This window comes from Pseudomonas sp. BMS12 (assembly GCF_001592875.1).
GTDB lineage: Bacteria > Pseudomonadota > Gammaproteobacteria > Pseudomonadales > Pseudomonadaceae > Aquipseudomonas.
Window position 1 is genome coordinate 37,420 of record NZ_LSOF01000013.1, and the last position, 17,067, is coordinate 54,486.

General features: G+C 66.5%; 22 protein-coding genes and 1 riboswitch. Of the genes, 13 read left to right on the top strand and 9 right to left on the bottom strand.

Annotation, left to right across the window (positions count from 1 at the left end; all coding sequences use genetic code 11):
• Nucleotides 1-4 precede the first annotated feature (4 nt).
• Nucleotides 5-934, top strand: coding sequence for an NAD-dependent epimerase/dehydratase family protein (locus AYB31_RS12635; RefSeq protein WP_068829049.1), 930 nt, complete (start codon nucleotides 5-7; stop codon nucleotides 932-934).
• Nucleotides 935-1,026: 92 nt separating this feature from the next.
• On the opposite strand, the gene AYB31_RS12640 is transcribed toward AYB31_RS12635, so the two are convergent.
• From AYB31_RS12640 to AYB31_RS12660, 5 genes are all read right to left on the bottom strand, one after another.
• Nucleotides 1,027-1,713: an OmpW family outer membrane protein gene (locus AYB31_RS12640; protein WP_068829050.1), complete on the bottom strand. Its 687-nt coding sequence runs from the start codon at nucleotides 1,711-1,713 to the stop codon at nucleotides 1,027-1,029.
• Nucleotides 1,714-1,841: 128 nt separating this feature from the next.
• Entirely contained in the window at nucleotides 1,842-2,354 is a 513-nt protein-coding gene (locus tag AYB31_RS12645; protein WP_068829051.1) for a DUF3299 domain-containing protein, read from the bottom strand.
• A gap of 8 nt (nucleotides 2,355-2,362) precedes the next feature.
• Entirely contained in the window at nucleotides 2,363-3,625 is a 1,263-nt protein-coding gene (locus AYB31_RS12650) for an ABC transporter permease (protein ID WP_068829052.1), read from the bottom strand.
• 268 nt (nucleotides 3,626-3,893) lie between these two features.
• Entirely contained in the window at nucleotides 3,894-4,601 is a 708-nt protein-coding gene (locus AYB31_RS12655) for an ABC transporter ATP-binding protein (protein WP_068829245.1), read from the bottom strand.
• Nucleotides 4,602-4,681: 80 nt separating this feature from the next.
• On the bottom strand, nucleotides 4,682-5,290 hold the full coding sequence (locus tag AYB31_RS12660) for a DUF2796 domain-containing protein (protein ID WP_068829053.1): 609 nt from the start codon (nucleotides 5,288-5,290) through the stop codon (nucleotides 4,682-4,684).
• Between the two features lie 114 nt (nucleotides 5,291-5,404).
• Here AYB31_RS12660 and AYB31_RS12665 point away from each other — a divergent pair, with 114 nt between their 5' ends.
• Nucleotides 5,405-5,749: a hypothetical protein gene (locus AYB31_RS12665; RefSeq protein ID WP_068829054.1), complete on the top strand. Its 345-nt coding sequence runs from the start codon at nucleotides 5,405-5,407 to the stop codon at nucleotides 5,747-5,749.
• A gap of 123 nt (nucleotides 5,750-5,872) precedes the next feature.
• Nucleotides 5,873-6,622, top strand: coding sequence for a COG4705 family protein (locus tag AYB31_RS12670; protein ID WP_068829055.1), 750 nt, complete (start codon nucleotides 5,873-5,875; stop codon nucleotides 6,620-6,622).
• Nucleotides 6,623-6,638: 16 nt separating this feature from the next.
• On the opposite strand, the gene AYB31_RS12675 is transcribed toward AYB31_RS12670, so the two are convergent.
• The 4 genes from AYB31_RS12675 to AYB31_RS12690 form a co-directional block, all read right to left on the bottom strand.
• Nucleotides 6,639-7,076, bottom strand: coding sequence for an acyl-CoA thioesterase (locus tag AYB31_RS12675; RefSeq protein WP_068829056.1), 438 nt, complete (start codon nucleotides 7,074-7,076; stop codon nucleotides 6,639-6,641).
• Between the two features lie 149 nt (nucleotides 7,077-7,225).
• Nucleotides 7,226-8,098 (bottom strand): thioredoxin, encoded by an 873-nt coding sequence (gene trxA, locus AYB31_RS12680; RefSeq protein ID WP_068829057.1) that lies wholly within the window; start codon nucleotides 8,096-8,098, stop codon nucleotides 7,226-7,228.
• Between the two features lie 108 nt (nucleotides 8,099-8,206).
• Nucleotides 8,207-8,863, bottom strand: coding sequence for a class I SAM-dependent methyltransferase (locus AYB31_RS12685; RefSeq protein WP_068829058.1), 657 nt, complete (start codon nucleotides 8,861-8,863; stop codon nucleotides 8,207-8,209).
• The gene (locus AYB31_RS12690; protein ID WP_068829059.1) at nucleotides 8,860-9,315 is read right to left on the bottom strand and encodes a YbaY family lipoprotein; all 456 of its coding nucleotides are present in this window, start codon (nucleotides 9,313-9,315) and stop codon (nucleotides 8,860-8,862) included. Before AYB31_RS12690 ends, AYB31_RS12685 begins: the two co-directional genes overlap by 4 nt.
• A 135-nt stretch (nucleotides 9,316-9,450) precedes the next feature.
• On the opposite strand from AYB31_RS12690, the gene nrdR reads away from it, so the two are divergent.
• The 10 genes from nrdR to AYB31_RS12740 all read left to right on the top strand — a co-directional run bounded on the left by nrdR (nucleotide 9,451) and on the right by AYB31_RS12740 (nucleotide 17,065).
• Nucleotides 9,451-9,915, top strand: coding sequence for a transcriptional regulator NrdR (nrdR, locus tag AYB31_RS12695; protein ID WP_068829060.1), 465 nt, complete (start codon nucleotides 9,451-9,453; stop codon nucleotides 9,913-9,915).
• Nucleotides 9,912-11,024, top strand: a complete 1,113-nt coding sequence (gene ribD, locus AYB31_RS12700; RefSeq protein WP_068829061.1) for a bifunctional diaminohydroxyphosphoribosylaminopyrimidine deaminase/5-amino-6-(5-phosphoribosylamino)uracil reductase RibD — start codon at nucleotides 9,912-9,914, stop codon at nucleotides 11,022-11,024. The genes nrdR and ribD overlap by 4 nt, the downstream gene beginning before the upstream one ends.
• A 79-nt stretch (nucleotides 11,025-11,103) precedes the next feature.
• Nucleotides 11,104-11,248, top strand: a riboswitch (FMN riboswitch).
• 120 nt (nucleotides 11,249-11,368) lie between these two features.
• Nucleotides 11,369-12,031 carry a riboflavin synthase gene (locus tag AYB31_RS12705; protein ID WP_068829062.1) on the top strand — a complete coding sequence of 221 codons (663 nt, stop codon included), beginning with the start codon at nucleotides 11,369-11,371 and terminating at the stop codon, nucleotides 12,029-12,031.
• Between the two features lie 10 nt (nucleotides 12,032-12,041).
• Entirely contained in the window at nucleotides 12,042-13,121 is a 1,080-nt protein-coding gene (ribBA, locus tag AYB31_RS12710) for a bifunctional 3,4-dihydroxy-2-butanone-4-phosphate synthase/GTP cyclohydrolase II (RefSeq protein ID WP_068829063.1), read from the top strand.
• Nucleotides 13,122-13,230: 109 nt separating this feature from the next.
• A complete protein-coding gene (ribH, locus tag AYB31_RS12715) occupies nucleotides 13,231-13,707 on the top strand; it encodes a 6,7-dimethyl-8-ribityllumazine synthase (protein WP_068829064.1) in 477 nt (158 codons plus the stop codon).
• Complete coding sequence (gene nusB / locus AYB31_RS12720) at nucleotides 13,704-14,189, top strand: transcription antitermination factor NusB (protein WP_068829065.1); 486 nt, start codon at nucleotides 13,704-13,706, stop codon at nucleotides 14,187-14,189. The genes ribH and nusB overlap by 4 nt, the downstream gene beginning before the upstream one ends.
• Nucleotides 14,190-14,203: 14 nt before the next feature.
• Nucleotides 14,204-15,181 (top strand): thiamine-phosphate kinase, encoded by a 978-nt coding sequence (thiL, locus tag AYB31_RS12725; protein WP_068829066.1) that lies wholly within the window; start codon nucleotides 14,204-14,206, stop codon nucleotides 15,179-15,181.
• Nucleotides 15,174-15,659, top strand: a complete 486-nt coding sequence (locus AYB31_RS12730) for a phosphatidylglycerophosphatase A family protein (RefSeq protein ID WP_236715552.1) — start codon at nucleotides 15,174-15,176, stop codon at nucleotides 15,657-15,659. The genes thiL and AYB31_RS12730 overlap by 8 nt, the downstream gene beginning before the upstream one ends.
• Nucleotides 15,660-15,666: 7 nt before the next feature.
• Entirely contained in the window at nucleotides 15,667-16,428 is a 762-nt protein-coding gene (locus AYB31_RS12735) for a substrate-binding periplasmic protein (protein WP_068829067.1), read from the top strand.
• Nucleotides 16,415-17,065, top strand: coding sequence for a retropepsin-like aspartic protease family protein (locus tag AYB31_RS12740; protein WP_068829068.1), 651 nt, complete (start codon nucleotides 16,415-16,417; stop codon nucleotides 17,063-17,065). Before AYB31_RS12735 ends, AYB31_RS12740 begins: the two co-directional genes overlap by 14 nt.
• The last annotated feature ends 2 nt before the right edge of the window (nucleotides 17,066-17,067 follow it).

The following is a 17,067-nucleotide window of genomic DNA, read 5'->3' on the forward strand; positions in this document are numbered from 1 at the left end:
ACCCATGAGCGACTCCCCGATTCTGGTCACCGGCGGCGCCGGCTTCATCGGCTCGCACCTGTGCGATGCCCTGCTGGCCGCCGGCTACCGCGTACGGGTGCTGGACAACCTGTCGACCGGCCAGCGCGGCAACCTGCCGCTGCACGATCCGCGCGTCGAACTGATCGAAGGCGATGTGGCCGATGCCGCCCTGGTACGCCGCGCCGTGGCCGGCTGCCAGGCCGTGGCGCATCTGGCCGCGGTGGCCTCGGTGCAGGCCTCGGTGGACGATCCGGTGAGCACCCACCAGAGCAACTTCATCGGCACCCTGAATATCTGCGAGGCGATGCGCGAAGCCGGCGTGCGCCGCGTGCTGTTCGCCTCCAGCGCCGCCATCTACGGTAACAACGGCGAAGGCGTGGCGGTGACCGAAGACACGCCCAAGGCGCCACTGACACCCTATGCGGCGGACAAGCTGGCCAGCGAGCAATACCTGGACTTCTATCGTCGCGAGCATGGCTTCACGCCGGCGATCTTCCGCTTCTTCAACATCTACGGTCCGCGCCAGGATCCGTCCTCGCCCTATTCCGGGGTGATCAGCATCTTCACCGAACGAGCCCTGGCCGGTGCGCCGATCAAGGTCTTCGGCGATGGCGAGCAGACCCGCGACTTTTTCTATATCGCCGACCTGGTACCGCTGCTGGTGCAGGGGCTGACGGCCGATGAGGTGGCGCCGGAGGCGGTGAACGTCGGGCACAACCAGTCGATCAGCCTCAATCAGCTGCTGGCGGCCATTCGCCAGGTGCTCGGTGATCTGCCCGCGGTGACCTACGGCGAGGCCCGCCCCGGCGATATCCGCCATTCGAAAGCGGACAACAGCCGGCTGTGCCAGCGCTACCAGGTACCCCCCGCCACCCCGCTGCAGGAAGGCCTGGCGCGCCTGCTCGGGCGCTGAGCCGAAGGAAATGAAAAAGCCCCGCGAATGCGGGGCTTTTTGTTGGTTGGCATGGGTGCTGCGCCTGGGCAAGCGCAGCAGAGGTGGGTGTCCTAGAACTTGTAACCCAGACCGACCATGTAGACGTAGGGGTCGACATCCACGTCCACTTTCACCTCACGGCCGCCGAAGCTGGTGGTGCCGGTGGTGTCGATGTCGATGTAGCGTACCTGGGCGTTGAGCATGATGTTGTCGGTCAGCATGTAGTCCATGCCGATCTGTGCGGCCAGGCCCCAGGAGTCGTCCATGTCCAGCCCGCTGAAGCCCTTGTCTTCGGCCTCGCTGGAGAGCTCGGTGTCGAAGAACCAGGTGTAGTTGATGCCGGCGCCGAGGTAGGGCTGGAAGGCCGAGCTGGCGTCCATCGGGTAGTAGACGACGCTCAGGGTCGGCGGCAGGTGCTTGAGCTCGCCGAGCTTGCCGTTGAGGCCGGCGAAGGCGCCGGGCATGCCGGCAACTCCGACATCATGGCTGAACGGGGTGGCGGCCAGCAGTTCGACGCCGACGTGGTCGGTGACCATGTAGGCGAAGTTCAGGCCCAGCTGGGTGTCGCTATCCAGGGTCGCCTTGGTGCCCGCCACGTCGGTGCCGAGTGCGCCGACCCAGATGTCGCTGCTGCTCTCGTGCGGGTCGACGGTGATGGCGCCAGCGCGGACGATGATGTCGCCGGCCTTGTGGGCCTGGGCCAGCGGAGCGACCAGGGCGAGGGCCAGCAGGGAAGTGGCGAACAGGGATGTCTTCATGATGTGCTCCGAGGAGAGTCAGCAGTTTGTATTGGCTGACTGCGATCTTAGGGAGCACGGCTGGACGCCTGTTGATCCAGCTCAATATGCGGGTGGGTGCAGGTGCGGCAATCCGGCGCACCCCTGTTTTACATCTCGTAGGGGTAGATCTTCTCGGCGGCCATGCTGTAGCCGGCCTCGGCCAGCTCGCTGCTGCTCGCCTCGACCCGGATCGGGCCTTCGATCCAGAACGGCTGGTACAGCGCATCGAGCAGCACGCCCAGCTCGCTGGTGACATGCACGATCTGGTTCGACGGCGGCGGCGGTACATGGATGCAGGCGCCGAAGTAGGGCACGAAGAGGAACTCGGTCACCCGGCCTTCCTCGGTCACGTCCAGCGGCACTATGTAACCGGGCAGTTTGACCTGGGCCTGGTCCAGGCTCTGCACCACCGGCGCGGCCGGTGACTGCTGCTGGGCGGCCGGGGCGCTTTCGGCGGCCAGCGCATCGGCCAGTTGCGAGAGGTCGTGCATGGGCGCCTGCTGGGCTTCCTGCGGCGGCGCATCGGCGGGGATCAGCTCGCTCCAGGTCAGCTCGCGAGGCTCGGCGGCCCAGAGTGGCGTGACGCAGCTCAGCAGAAGGGCGAACAGCAGGTGACGCATGGGCAACCTCACAAACGAATGGACAGGCCGTCGGCCAGCGATTGCCGATAGGCGCGCCAGGCAGGCACGGTGCCCATCAGCAGGGCGGCGCCCAGAATACCCGCGAGCAGGCTCCACTCATAGGCGCTCGGCAGCGCCAGCGGCAGATACAGACCGTACTGCGCCTGCACCCAGCCCTGGCTGGCGCCGATGCCGAGGTACAGCAGCGCCAGGCCCAGCGCCGCGCCGGCCAGGGCCAGCACCAGCGCCTCCAGCACCAGCAGGCCGGCGATATGCCAGGGCCGTGCGCCCACCGAGCGCAGGATGGCCATCTCGCGGCGGCGTTCGTTGAGGCTGGTGAGGATGGCCGTGAGCATGCCGATCAGACCGGTCAGCACGACGAACAGCGAGACCACGAACAGTGCCTTCTCCGCCGTACCCATCAGGCTCCACAGCTCCTGCAGGGCCACGCCGGGGAGAATCGCCAGCAGCGGCTCGCCACGGTATTCGTTGACCTGACGCTGTACGGTGAAGGTGGCGATCTTGCTCTTCAGGCCCAGCAGAACTGCCGTGATGGCCTTGGGTTGCAGGTGCATGGCGCGCGCCTGCTCGGCACTGACCTTGCCGGCGCCACGGGCCGGAGCGCCGTTCTGCCAGTCCACGTGCAGTGCCTCCATGCCTTCCAGCGAGATGTGCAGGGTACGGTCCACCGGCGTACCGGTGCGCGCGAGGATGCCGACCACGGTGAACGGCTTGTCGTCGTGCTGGGTCAGGCTGATGGTGCTGACGCCATGGGCCAGGACGATCTTGTCACCGAGCTTGTAGTGCAGGGCCTCGGCCACCTCGGCGCCGAGCACCACCTCGAACAGGTCGGCGAACGGCTTGCCCTGGGCCAGCTGCAGCGTTTGCGCGCGACCGTAGCGGTAGTGCTCGAAGTAGCCGCTATCGGTACCCAGCACCCGGTAACCGCGATGCGAGTCACCCAGCGACAGCGGGATGGCCCATTTGAGCTGGGGGCTGTGGGCCAGGGTTTCGAAGCTGTCCCAGCGGATGTTGTTGGTGGCGTTGCCGATGCGGAACACCGAGTACAGCAGCAGGTTCACGCTGCCGGAACGGGCACCGACGATCAGGTCGGTGCCGCTGATGGTACTGGCGAAACTGGCTCGCGCCTCGGTGCGCACGCGCTCGACGGCCAGTAGCAGGCACACCGAGAGGGCGATGGCGAACACCGTGAGCAGGGCGGTAAAGCGGCGGTTGGCCAGGCTGGCCAAGGCGATACGGATCAGGTGCATGTTAGGGTCTGTTCCCGGTTTTTTGTGGGCCGCGTTGCCGCGTCAAATGGCGCCAGGCTAGGCGTGGGACGCAGGCAATGGTCGCCCCCTTGGCAAGTCCCGCAACAACGCATGGCGCCATTTGCCGCGCAACCCGAAGGGCCGGGCCAGTTTTTGCGCGGTGCTGCGTTATTCGTCGTTCATTTGGAATAACCAAACCTCTCTCCTCATGCCTTGCTCCGCGCAAAAACTGGCTCCGGCGCGGCCTACAAAAAACCGGGAACAGACCCTATGCCTCCACCGGCTTGCTGGCGCGATTCAGTTCGGCCAGCGACACGCTGCGGTCGAACAGCGGAGCCAGGCTCTGGTCATGGCTGACGAACAGCAGGCTGGAACCGGCCGCGCGGCATTCGGCGAACAGCAGCTGCAGGAAGGCCTCGCGGGCGTCGTAGTCGAGCGCCGAGGTTGGCTCGTCGGCGATCACCAGTTCCGGCTGGCCGATCAACGCGCGGGCGGCGGCCACCCGCTGCTGCTGGCCGATGGACAGGCTGTCGGCGCGGCGCTCAAGGAGCTCGGCCTTCAGGCCCAGGTGTTGCAACAGGTGCACGGCAGCGCCGTCGACGCTGCCGTGGCGCTCGCTGGCGCGGTGGGCCCTGCTCTTGGAGAAACGGCAGGGCAGTTCGACGTTCTCGCGTACCGAGAGGAACGGCAGCAGGTTGAACTGCTGGAAGATGTAGCCGGTGTGGTCGACACGAAAGCGATCACGGGCGCCGGACGACATCTGCGAAAGTTCCTGGCCGAGCAGCTTGAGGCTGCCGCGGCCGGGCTTCTGCACGCCGCCGAGCAGGCCGAGCAGGGTAGTCTTGCCGCTGCCGCTGGGGCCTTTCAGGAACAGGCTCTCGCCGCGTTGCAGCGTGAAGGTCGGGATATCCAGCAGCTCGGCCTGGCCGGGCCAGGCGAAGCCGAGGTCGGAAAGTTCGATCAGCGCTTGGGGCATGGGCGAGGCGCGAGTCATGGAGGGTCCAACAGCTTAATGGAGTTTGGCGGGCATGATGTACTCGCCGAAGAGGGGCTGAATCAGAAGCTCAGACGTGAGTTGCCCGGCACCAGTTCCGCACCCTGCTGGCCATTTGGCCCGATCAGTTGCACCTGGAGTTTCGTGGTGCCCGGGAAGGTGCCGAAGAAGGTGCCCAGCTCCAGAGTCTTCAGGGCCTGCGGGTTGCTGCAGGTGAAGCGGTAGCTGGCATCGATATCGCTGTGCACATGCCCGGCCTCATGCTCTTCGTGCTCGTGCTCGTGCTCGTGCTCGTGCTCGTGCTCGTGCTCGTGCGCAGCGCCGCCGAACAGCGGGCTGTCCAGATCGCTTTCCTGCAGGACGCACTTGGCCTCGATCGGTAGGGCGAACAGTGCCTGGGCTTGCTCCAGTTGCTGGTGCGCGGCGGCAACCTTGGCCTTGTCGGCCTCGCTGGTGGCCGCGTGCTCGAAGCCGACCAGGTTCATCGCCGGGCTTTCCAGCTGGATTTCCAGGGTCTGACCGTCCAGCGCCACGTTCAGGCTGGCGACACCGTGCTCGTGCTTGCCGAGGCTGCCGTGCTCCTCATGGTCATGCGCGTGATCGTGCTCGGTGGCATGGGCGGCAGCGAGGGGAAGCAGGGCAAAGGGTAGGGCAAGCAGGGTGCGGCGCATGGTGAGAGGGCTCCGATGATGAATTGTTAGGTTATGTTGTAACGCTTAATCGGCGCGATTGGCCAGCCTCGCCATGCGTGGCAGCATGACGGGCAGATATTCGGGAGTGCTGCAATGTTGAGAATCAAGGGCCGAGTCGGCGACTGGCCGGTGGACCTGACGGTGGAAATGGACGCCGAAGACTGGGCACAGCTGGCGGCGCATCTGCCACCTGCGGCGCCCTCGGCACCGGCTCAGGCTGCTTCGGCGGGCAATCCGGCGGACGGCCTGTGGCCGTTGGCGCTGGAGCTGCTGCAACGCGCCGGCAGCATGGATGGACCGCAGTTGCTTGGCGAACTTTCGGCCCTGGCCGGCGGCGACGTGGCGGGCAAGCGCCTGCTGGTGCGTCTGCGCCATTGCCCCCAGGTTCAGGTGGAAAGCGGTACCGAAGCGCCGCTGTATCGCTGGATCGGCGTCTAGTCTGCCCGGCGACCTTCACGTTTTTTTCAGGCTGGCTTGACCGGTTTTTCACCCGCTCACCCCTAAGGTGCTGAGCGCCAGGGTGTATCGCCCTGGCGACTTCCATCTCATGGGGTTGCCTGCATGAACAAACTGCCTCAAATCACCCTGGCCTTCTGGGTGATGAAGATCTGCGCCACGACGCTGGGCGAGACCGCCGGTGATCTGCTGTCGATGACGCTGAACGTCGGCTATGCGCTGAGTTCGCTGATTCTGATCGGCCTGTTCTTCGCGTCGCTGGTAGGCCAGCTGCGGAGCGAGCGCTACCACCCCGCGCTGTACTGGACGGTGATCCTGACCACCAGCACCGCCGGTACGACCATGTCCGACTTCATGGATCGCAGCCTCGGGCTGGGTTATGCCAGCGGCTCCGCACTGCTGGTCTCGTTGTTGCTGCTGGTGCTGGCGGCGTGGCGCATGAGCGAGAAGTCGCTGGCGGCGGACCATATCAACAGCCGGCGTGTCGAGCTGTTCTATTGGGGCGCCATCCTGGTTTCCAACACGCTGGGAACTGCGCTGGGCGATTACCTGGCGGATGACTCGGGACTGGGGTTTGCCGGAGGCGCCTTGCTGATCGGCGGGCTGATCGCCGCGGTGGCTCTGGCCTATCGCTTCACCCGTGTTTCGCACGTCGCGCTGTTCTGGCTGGCTTTTGTGCTGACCCGACCGTTTGGCGCCACCGTTGGCGACCTGCTGACCAAGTCGCACGCCCAGGGCGGCCTGGAGCTGGGCACCATCGGTGCGTCTGCCGTGCTCGGCGCGCTGCTGATCGTCCTGGTCGCGCAGGCCGCACGCAATCAGCGGCGCGAGTTGCTGGTCGGCGAAGCCGGCTAGGCCTGTAGCGGGGCGCTCAGCCGGCCTGGTTGATCGTCACCCCCGGAGCGCCGCGCTCCAGCTGGGCGCGGATGGCGTCGGGGATGCTGCATTTGGTGAAGGCCTGCGCGTCGACCATCACATAGGTGACTTCGGCGCGGGCGATCGGGGCCTGGTCGGCCTGGCGGCGGATGTCCACTTCCAGGGCGAACGAGCTGTTGCCCAGGCGCAGCGTGCGCACCTCCAGTTGCAACACATCATCGAAGCGCGCCGGCGCGCTCCAGTCCGTGACCATGCGTACCACCTGACTGTCCAGGCCCTGCTCCAGCAAGGCCTGGTAGCTGCCGCACACGGCGCGGTAGAACTCGGTGGCGGCCACATCCACGTAGTCGCCATAGCGCGCGTTGAACACCACCTGCTGGGCGTCGCACTCGCCGTAGCGCACCCGCAGCAGCAGGCGGAACGGTTGGGTCATATCAAGGCCTTTGCGATTTTCTGAATTAGAGCCAGACAAGGCGAAAACGGCCGAGGGCGCGGAGTTTACGGGCTGTGAATGAGCAGCCCGAGACGCCGTGTCCCGGGCCGTTTTCAACGCAGTATGGCCGACAGTCAGGAGATCGTTGCTCAGTAGATCGCCTGGTACAGCTTACGGCGGTAGGTGGTGACCAGCGGATGGTCGCCGCCGAGCAGATCGAACACCTGCAGCAGGGTCTTGTGCGGCAGGCCTTCGGCGTAGCTGCGGTTGCGCACGAACAGGCGCAGCAGGCCGTCCAGCGCCGCCTCGTACTGCTGGCGTGCCAGTTGCTGGATGGCCAGCTGGTAGGCCGCCTCGTCGTCTTCCGGGTTCTGCGCCAGGCGGGTCTTCAGCTCGGCGCCGTCCGGCAGGTCGGCGGCCTGGCGCAGGAAGGTCAGCTGCGCCTTGGCGCCCGCTAGGGCCTGCTTGTGCTCGTCGCCCTTGACCGCGCCGAGCACGACTTCGGCCTCGCCCAGCTCGCCACGCTCGGCCAGGCAGCGGGCGTAGAGAATCAGCGCCGCGCCGTTCTCGTTGTTTTCGCCGAGGATCTGCTTGAGCAGGTTCTCGGCGTCACCGATACGGCCCTCGGCGAACAGCGCTTGTGCCGCCTCCATGGGGTCGGCCGCTTGCGGGGCCGGTTCGGCGACATGCGGCTTGAGCATTTCGCGCACGGCCGACTCCGGCTGGGCACCGGCGAAGCCGTCCACCGGCTGGCCATCCTTGAACAGCACCACGGTGGGCAGGCTGCGGATGCCGAAACGCTGCACGATCTCGTGCTCGGCGTCGCAGTCGACCTTGGCCAGCAGCAGCTCGCCGCGGTATTCCTCGGCGATCTTCGCCAGCATCGGCATCAGCGCCTTGCACGGCGCGCACCATTCGGCCCAGAAGTCCACCAGCACCGGCTTGTGGAAGGAATTCTCGATCACCAGTTGCTCGAAGCTGGCGGCGCCGGAGACGTCGAAGATGTAAGGGGTATCGCTCATGGCAATTCTCGGTTGGCGGCCCGCTGCGCGGGCCGAGGAACAGTGATGCGACTATAAATGCGGGCGCGGCCTGGCGGATACAAGTTGTCGGCAGGCTGCCCTGGCACGTCAGTCGCGCTGGGCGTGATACAGGCTGACATGGCGAAACTCCGCCGGCTCGGCCAGGTCCGGCCAGGTGCAGGCGTCCAGTATGCCCAGACGCTGGTAGAGCGGGTGCTGGAAATCCTTGACCCGCGAGTCGGCCACCAGCGCCTCGCGGCCACGGCTGAGGAAGTGGTCGAGCAGCGGCAGGTTGGCGCGGTCGTAGAGCACGTCGGCGACGATGATCAGGTCGAAGCGATCCTCCTCGGCGAAGAAGTCCGGCGAGTAGCTCAGCTCCACACCGTTCAGCGCGGCGTTGGCCCGGCACGACTCGATGGCCACCGGGTCGAGGTCGCAGGCCACCACCTCCAGGGCTCCGGCCTTGGCCGCGGCAATGGCGGCCACGCCGGAGCCTGCGCCGAAGTCCAGTACGCGCTTGCCGCGCACCCACTCGGGCTTGTCCGCCAGCCAGCGCGCCAGCGCCAGGCCGCTGGCCCAGCAGAAGCTCCAGTAGGGCGGTTCCTCGAGGATGCGCCGGGTTTCTTCCGGGCTGAAGCAGCGGTCCATGTTACTCGGGTCGACCAGCCACAGGCGGATATCGGTGCCGGGCAGGGTTTCGGCGCTCAGGCGAGCGTCGCCGAGCAGCTGTTGCAGGGCAGTTTGTAGCGACTGGGGCGGGTTCATGGCGCGCTCACCAGGGGCAGGGCACCGAAGTCGCGGCTGTCGGCCTGGGTGACCAGACGCGGCGGCAGGCGCAGGATCAGGCGCCCGGACTGGCTGATGCGCGCGCGCAGTTCGACGCGGGCGCCGGTCGGGAAGTACTGCGGGTTGAACGGCAGGCGAAACGGCAGCGCCTGGCCGGTGCCCTCCAGCCTCAGGCTGCCGAGCAGTTGCTGTGGACGGTCGCGCTCGTCCACCACCAGCAGGGCCAGCTCCACCTCGCTGCCGGCCGGCGGCGTCAGCAGGCTGCCGCGCAGCTCGCGCATATGGGCCGGCAGGCCAGGCTCGGCCGCAACCACAGGCGTCGTTACCGGCGCTGGCTTGGCTGGCGCCGCGGGGGCGGCAGGTTGCGGGGCTTCACTGGCGCAGGCGGCCAGCAGCAGGAACAGGCTGATGAAAGCGAGGCGAAGGTACATGGCGGCATCCGATGCGGCGGTGTATCTGCAATAGCGCAAAAATGGCGCGCCTGTATACCGCAAAGCCCTTGGCTTGTCTTTCTGCCATGTGCTTGCGCTACCATGAGCCACCATCTCACCGGGCCCTCTATCTCCATGCATTGTCCGTTCTGCTCCACTCACGACACCAAGGTCATCGATTCCCGCCTGGTCGCCGAGGGCGAGCAGGTGCGCCGGCGCCGCGAATGCGTGGCCTGTGGCGAGCGCTTCACCACCTTCGAGACTGCCGAACTGGTCATGCCACGCCTGATCAAGCAGGACGGCAGCCGCCAGCCCTTCGACGAGGACAAGCTGCGCGCCGGCATGCAGCGTGCGCTGGAGAAGCGCCCGGTCAGCGTCGAACGCCTGGAAGAGGCCATCGCCCACATCAAGCAGAAGCTGCGCGCCACCGGCGAGCGCGAGATCAAGTCGCTGGTGCTCGGCGAGCTGGTGATGACCGAGCTGCAGAAGCTCGACGAGGTCGCCTATATCCGTTTCGCCTCGGTGTACCGGCGCTTCCAGGACCTCAACGAGTTCCGCGAGGAAATCGAGCGCCTGGCCCGCGAGCCGTCGAAAGCATGAGTGCCCCCGACCAGCAATACATGGCGCGCGCGCTGGAGCTGGCGCGCAAGGGGCTGTATTCCACCCACCCCAATCCGCGGGTCGGCTGCGTCATCGTCCGTGACGGCAAGGTGGTCGGCGAGGGCTGGCACGCCAAGGCCGGCGAGCCGCATGCCGAGGTGCACGCACTGCGTCAGGCCGGCGAGCTGGCGCGCGGCGCCACCGCCTATGTCACCCTTGAACCCTGCAGCCATCACGGCCGCACCCCGCCCTGCGCCGAGGCGCTGGTAACGGCCGGCGTGAGCCGGGTAGTGGCGGCCATGCAGGACCCCAATCCGGAAGTCTCCGGCAAGGGCCTGCTGCGCCTGATGGGCGCCGGCATAGCCGTGCACAGCGGCGTGCTGGAAGCCGAAGCCAGGGCGCTGAATGCCGGTTTCATCAAGCGCATGGAGCAGGGGCTGCCGTTCGTGCGGGTCAAGCTGGCCATGAGCCTGGACGGGCGTACCGCCATGGCCAATGGCGAGAGCCAGTGGATCACCGGCCCCGAGGCGCGCGCCGCGGTGCAGCGCCTACGCGCCCGCGCCAGTGTGATCGTCACCGGCGCCGATACCGTGATGACCGACCAGGCTCGGCTGACCGTGCGGGCCGAGGAACTGGGCCTGAATGCCGAGCTGACCGCCCTGGCCATCGACCGTCCGCCACTGCGCGTGCTGGTCGACGGCCGCCTGCGTGTGCCGCTGACCGCGCCGTTCTTCCAATCCGGCCCGGCGCTGGTCGCCACCTGTGCCGCCGCGGCGGCGCGCGACCGTTTCCTCGAAGATGGCCACGAGCTGCTGGCGGTACCGGGCAGCAATGGCCATGTCGACCTGCGCAAGCTGCTCGCCGAGCTGGCCAGCCGTGGTGCCAACGAGGTGCTGGTGGAGGCGGGGCCGCGCCTGGCCGGGGCCTTTGCCCGCGCCGGACTGGTCGATGAGTACCAGCTGTTCGTCGCGCCCAAGTTCCTCGGCTCCAGCGCTCGCCCCCTGCTGGACTGGCCGCTGGCACGCATGGTCGAGGCGCAGGAGCTGGAGATTCGCGAGATGCGTGCCGTCGGCAACGACTGGCGTATCACCGCCGTGCCAAGGCGTTAGCTGTCGAGGCGTTCGGCGGCTTACATGGCCGTCGCGCGCGACTTTGTGGTAAAAAGACGCGCGGCCGCCGAGGTGGCCGCAACGTTCTCAGGGCGGGGTGCGATTCCCCACCGGCGGTAATGGCCTCTTGGCCTAGCCCGCGAGCGCCTTTCCACGGGAAAGGGTCAGCAGACTCGGTGTGATTCCGGGGCCGACGGTATAGTCCGGATAAAGAGAGAGCGGGATTCCCTTCCGGGGCGCCGTCCGGCTGCGCCCGCGAAAATCCCTATCGATCGGCATTGCCCTGTTTTTGACCAAAACAGGAGATCATCCATGCTGTTCCGCATCACCTTCCGGGAGGACGCATGTTCACCGGCATAATCGAATCCATCGGCAGCATTCGCGCCATGACGCCCAAGGGCGGCGACGTGCGCGTCTATGTCGAAACCGGCAAGCTCGATCTGGGCGACGTCAAGCTGGGCGACAGCATCGCGGTCAACGGCGTGTGCCTGACCGCAGTCGAGCTGCCGGGCGACGGCTTCTGGGCCGACGTCAGCCGCGAGACCCTGGCGCGTACCGCCTTCATCGATCTGAAGACCGGCAGCAGGGTCAACCTGGAAAAGGCCCTGACCCCGACCACCCGCCTCGGCGGCCACCTGGTCAGCGGGCATGTCGACGGCGTCGGCGAGATCGTCAAGCGCGAGGACAATGCCCGCGCCATCCAGTTCACCGTGCGCGCACCGCGCGAACTGGCCAAGTACATCGCCCTCAAGGGCTCGATCACCGTCGACGGCACCAGTCTGACGGTCAATGCCGTCAACGGCGCCGAGTTCGAGCTGACCATCGTGCCGCACACCCTGGTCGAGACCATCATGGCCGACTACCGGCCGGGTCGCCGGGTCAACCTGGAAGTGGACCTACTGGCGCGTTACCTGGAGCGCCTGCTGCTCGGCGAAAAGGCTGCCGAGCCCAGCGCTTCCGGCATCAGTGAAAGCTTTCTGGCCGAACACGGCTACCTGAACAAGTGAGATTGCCAGCATGGCCCTGAATACCGCAGAAGAACTGATCGAAGACATCCGCGCCGGCAAGATGGTCATCCTCATGGATGACGAGGACCGCGAGAACGAAGGCGACATCATCATCGCCTCCGAGTGCGTCACCGCCGAACACATCAACTTCATGGCCCGTTTCGCCCGTGGCCTGATCTGCATGCCGATGACCCGCGAGCGCTGCGAGCTGCTCAACCTGCCACTGATGGCGCCGCGCAACGGCTCCGGCTTCGGCACCAAGTTCACCGTCTCCATCGAGGCCGCCGAGGGCGTCACCACCGGCATCTCCGCCGCCGACCGGGCGCGCACCGTGCAGGCCGCCGTGGCGCGCAATGCGGTGGCTGCCGATATCGTCAGCCCCGGCCACATCTTCCCGCTGATGGCCCAGCCCGGCGGCGTACTGGCCCGTGCCGGCCACACCGAGGCCGCCTGCGATCTGGCGCGCATGGGCGGCTTCGAGCCGAGCGGGGTGATCTGCGAGATCATGAACGACGACGGCACCATGGCCCGTCGCCCGGAGCTGGAAGTGTTCGCCGAAGAGCACGGCCTGAAGATCGGCACCATCGCCGACCTGATCCACTACCGGCTGATCCATGAGCGCACGGTGGAGCGCGTCAGCGAGCAGCCGCTGGACACCGAACTGGGTCAGTTCACCCTGGTGACCTACCGCGATGGCGTGGAGAACACCGCGCACATGGCCCTGACCCTGGGCAAGGTGTGCGCCGAAGAGCCGACCCTGGTGCGCGTGCACAACATGGAACCGCTGCGCGACCTGTTCCTGGTCAAGCAGCCGGGCCGCTGGAGCATGCGCGCGGCCATGGCCGAGGTGGCCAAGGCCGGCAGCGGCGTGGTGCTGCTGCTCGGCAACCCGCTGACCGGTCCCGAGCTGCTGGCGCACCTGGACAAACAGCCTGCACCGAGCCCGGCGACCTACAGCACCGTCGGTGCCGGCTCGCAGATCCTGCGTGATCTGGGCGTGCGCAAGATGCGCCTGATGAGCTCGCCGATGAAGTTCAACGCCATATCCGGCTTTGACCTCGAGGTAGTAGAATACCTGCCCGCTGAATGATGGCCCGGGCCGAGCGGAATCTGCGCCCGGCCCGCTACTTCGTTCTACATTTGATACCCACGGGACGCCACAAGGCGCCCCGGCTCTTTATACAGACCGAGACTCGCCCATGACCCTGAAGACCATCGAAGGTACTTTCATCGCCCCGCAAGGCAAATTCGCCCTGGTGGTAGGCCGCTTCAACAGCTTCGTCGTCGAAAGCCTGGTCAGTGGCGCCGTCGACGCCCTGGTCCGCCACGGTGTGCAGGAAAGCGATATCACCGTCATCCGCGCGCCGGGTGCCTTCGAGATTCCCCTGGTTGCCCAGAAAGTCGCCCAGCGCGGCGAGTTCGCCGCCATCATCGCCCTTGGCGCGGTGATTCGTGGTGGCACCCCGCACTTCGAATACGTTGCCGGTGAGTGCACCAAGGGCCTGGCCCAGGTGTCCATGGAGTACGGTGTGCCCGTCGCCTTCGGCGTGCTGACCGTCGACTCCATCGAGCAGGCCATCGAACGCTCCGGCACCAAGGCCGGCAACAAGGGCGCCGAAGCCGCCCTGTCCGCTCTGGAAATGGTCAGCCTGCTGGCGGCCTTGGAGGCCAAGTGAGCCTGAATCACGACGATAGCCAGGACGCTCAGCAGCCCAAGGCCAAGGGCAAGATCGCGCAGCGCCGCGTGGCCCGTAGCCTGGCCATGCAGGCCCTGTATCAGTGGCACATGGCCGGTCAGTCGCTGAACGAGATCGAAGCGCAGTTCCGCGTCGATAACGATTTCGACGGTGTCGACGGTGCCTATTTCCACGAGATTCTCACCGGCGTCGCGCGCAACAAGACCGAGATCGACGAGGCCTTCGGCGCGTTCCTGGATATCCCGCTGGAAGAACTGGACCCGGTCGAACTGGCCATCCTGCGCCTGTCCACCTGGGAAATGAGCCACCGGGTGGACGTGCCCTATCGCGTAGTGATCAACGAGGGTATCGAGCTGGCCAAGGTGTTCGGCGCCACCGACGGGCACAAGTTCGTCAACGGCGTGCTGGACAAGCTGGCACCCAAGCTGCGCGCCGCCGAAGTCAACGCCAACAAGCGTTGACCCGGCAGCTTGCTGTGGGTGAGTTCGAGCTGATCCGTCGCTACTTCGCCGCCGCGCCCTGTGCGCAGGCGGCAGAAGGCGTGGCTCTCGGCATCGGCGACGACTGCGCCCTGCTGCAGCCGGCCCCCGGCATGCAGCTGGCCGTGTCCACCGACACCCTGGTGGCCGGTGTGCATTTTCCCGACCCCTGCGACGCCAGCCTGCTTGGCCAGCGTGCCCTGGCGGTCAGCGTCAGCGACCTGGCGGCCATGGGCGCCACTCCTCTCGGTTTCACCCTCGCCATTACCCTGCCACAAGCCGATCCAGCCTGGCTGGAGGGCTTTGCCCGTGGTTTGGCGCACATGGCCCAGGCCTGTGGCATTGCCCTGGTCGGAGGCGATACCACACGCGGCCCCTTGAGTCTGACCCTCACGGTATTCGGCCAGGTGCCGGCCGGCCAGGCATTGACCCGTAGCGGCGCGAAGCCGGGGGATCTGCTCTGTGTCGGCGCGGCCCTGGGCGATGGCGCCGGCGCTCTACCGCTGGTGTTGGGTGAGGTGCGAGCAGAGGGAGTTGCTGCCGACTATCTGCTGCAGCGCTACTGGGCACCGCAGCCACAACTGGCCCTGGGGCAATGGTTGCGCTGCCAGGCCACGGCGGCGCTGGATATTTCCGACGGGCTGCTGGCCGATTGCGGACATATCGCCGCAGCTTCCGGTGTTGCTTTGCAGATCGAGCGCGACCGTCTGCCGCTGACGCCGGCGCTGTGCTCCATGACTGGCGAGCGGGCCCTGGAGTGCGCACTGGCTGGTGGTGACGACTATGTGCTGGCCTTTACCTTGCCGCCTGAACATCTGCCTGCACTGCAGGCCCAATGGCCAGATGCTGTGGCTATCGGCCGCGTGCTGGCCGGGCAGGGTGTGCAACTGCTGGACGACCAGGGACGCGTCGTCGAGCCGCCACGGGCCGGCTATCAACATTTCGGACAAGGTTTAGGGATGCATGGTGACTGAAGTCGTAAAAGTCGCGCCGCGGGTCTGGCGCAATCCCTGGCATTTCCTCGCCTTCGGCTTCGGCTCCGGGCTGTTGCCCAAGGCGCCCGGCACCTGGGGCTCGCTGGTGGCCATCCCCTTCATTCCGCTGTGGCAGATGCTGCCGGACTGGGGTTACTGGCTGATGCTTGGCGTGACCATGCTGTTCGGCTTCTGGGTCTGCGGACGGGTGGCCGAAGACATGGGCGTGCACGACCACGAAGGCATCGTCTGGGACGAGATGGTCGGCATGTGGATCACCTTATGGCTGGTGCCGGAGGGCTGGTACTGGTTGCTGCTAGGCTTTGTGGTGTTCCGTGTGTTCGACATCCTCAAACCCTGGCCGATCCGCTGGATCGATCGCCATGTGCACGGCGGCGTCGGCATCATGCTGGACGATGTGCTGGCCGGGGTCTTCGCCTGGCTGGCCATGCAGGTACTGGTGTGGGGACTGGCCTGAGGCGGAGATGAGCATGCGCATCTGGTTGCTGGCGTTGTCGTTGTGCCTGGCCTGGCCGAGTGTGCAGGCCGCCGAGGCATTGCCGACGGATATCCAGTTGATCAGCGAATACTGGCCGGGGCACACCAACCCCGATGGCAGTGGCGTGGCCTGGGAAATCATGCGGGCGGTGTTCGAGCCGGTCGGGGTGACCGTGCACCTGCGCAACGAGCCCTATATGCGCTCCATTGGCCTGGTACAGCGCGGCGAGGCCGATGCCTGGCTGGGCTCCTATCCCAACGAGGTGAGTGAGCGGGTCTTCTACCCCCAGCACCCCTATGATGCCGACCGCATACTCGCCCTGGGCCTGGCGACCCAGGCTCGGCCGACCCTGGAGACGCTGCAGCGTTACCACCTGATCTGGGTGCGCGGCTATGGCTACGAAGAGTACCTGCCCGGCCCGCTGCGCTTTCAGGAGATCGAGCGGCGCAATGGCATCCTCGACATGTTGGCGCGTGGCCGTGCAGACTTCTATATCGACGCCAGCACCGAAGTGGACGAAGTGCTGGCCGGCAGTCAGGAACCGGAACGGTTCCGCAGCTATGCCCTGACCCGCTTGCCGCTCTACCCGGGCTTTGCCGATACTGCCCGCGGCCGCACCCTGGCCGCGCTGTATGACCGGCGCATGGCCGAGCTGGTGCGCAGCGGCAGCCTGCGGCCGATCTTCAGTCGCTGGCAGCAGCCGTACCCCTTCGATGAGGACATGGAGAAACTCGATGCGTCGCCTTGAGCTGTTCGTCGCCAGCCTGCTGCTGTGCCTGAGCCCCCTGCTGCACGCCGAGCCCCAGGTGCAGGTGGTTGGCCTGTTCCCCAATGCCGCCGTGCTGCTGGTGGACGGTCAACGCAAGCTGGTGCGGGCCGGGCAGACCGGACCTGGCGGGGTCAAGGTCATCAGTGCCAACAGCAAGGGGGCGGTGCTGGAGGTTGGCGGTGTGCAGCGCAACTATTCGCTGTCACGCGAGTACAACCAGGCCGGCAGCAGCGAGCCGCAACGCACGCAGTTGAGCATTAGCCGCGGCGCCGGTAATCACTACTGGATCGCCGGCTCCATCGAGGGCCACCCGGTGCAGTTCCTGGTCGACACCGGCGCTACCTCGGTGGCGATGAACGAGGGTCAGGCGCGGCGTCTGGGCATCGACTATAGGGTCGTCGGTCGGCCCATGGTGGCTAGCACCGCCGGGGGCAATATCCGCGCCTGGAGCATCAAGCTCGACAGCGTCAAGGTTGGTGCTCTGGAGGTTCTCGGCGTTTCGGGAGTGGTACTGGAAGGCGACTCGCCGACCGAGGTTCTGCTGGGCATGAGCTTCCTCAGTCGGGTGCGCTGGCGCGAGGAAAACGATGTGCTTCAGCTGGAATCGAAACTCTAGCC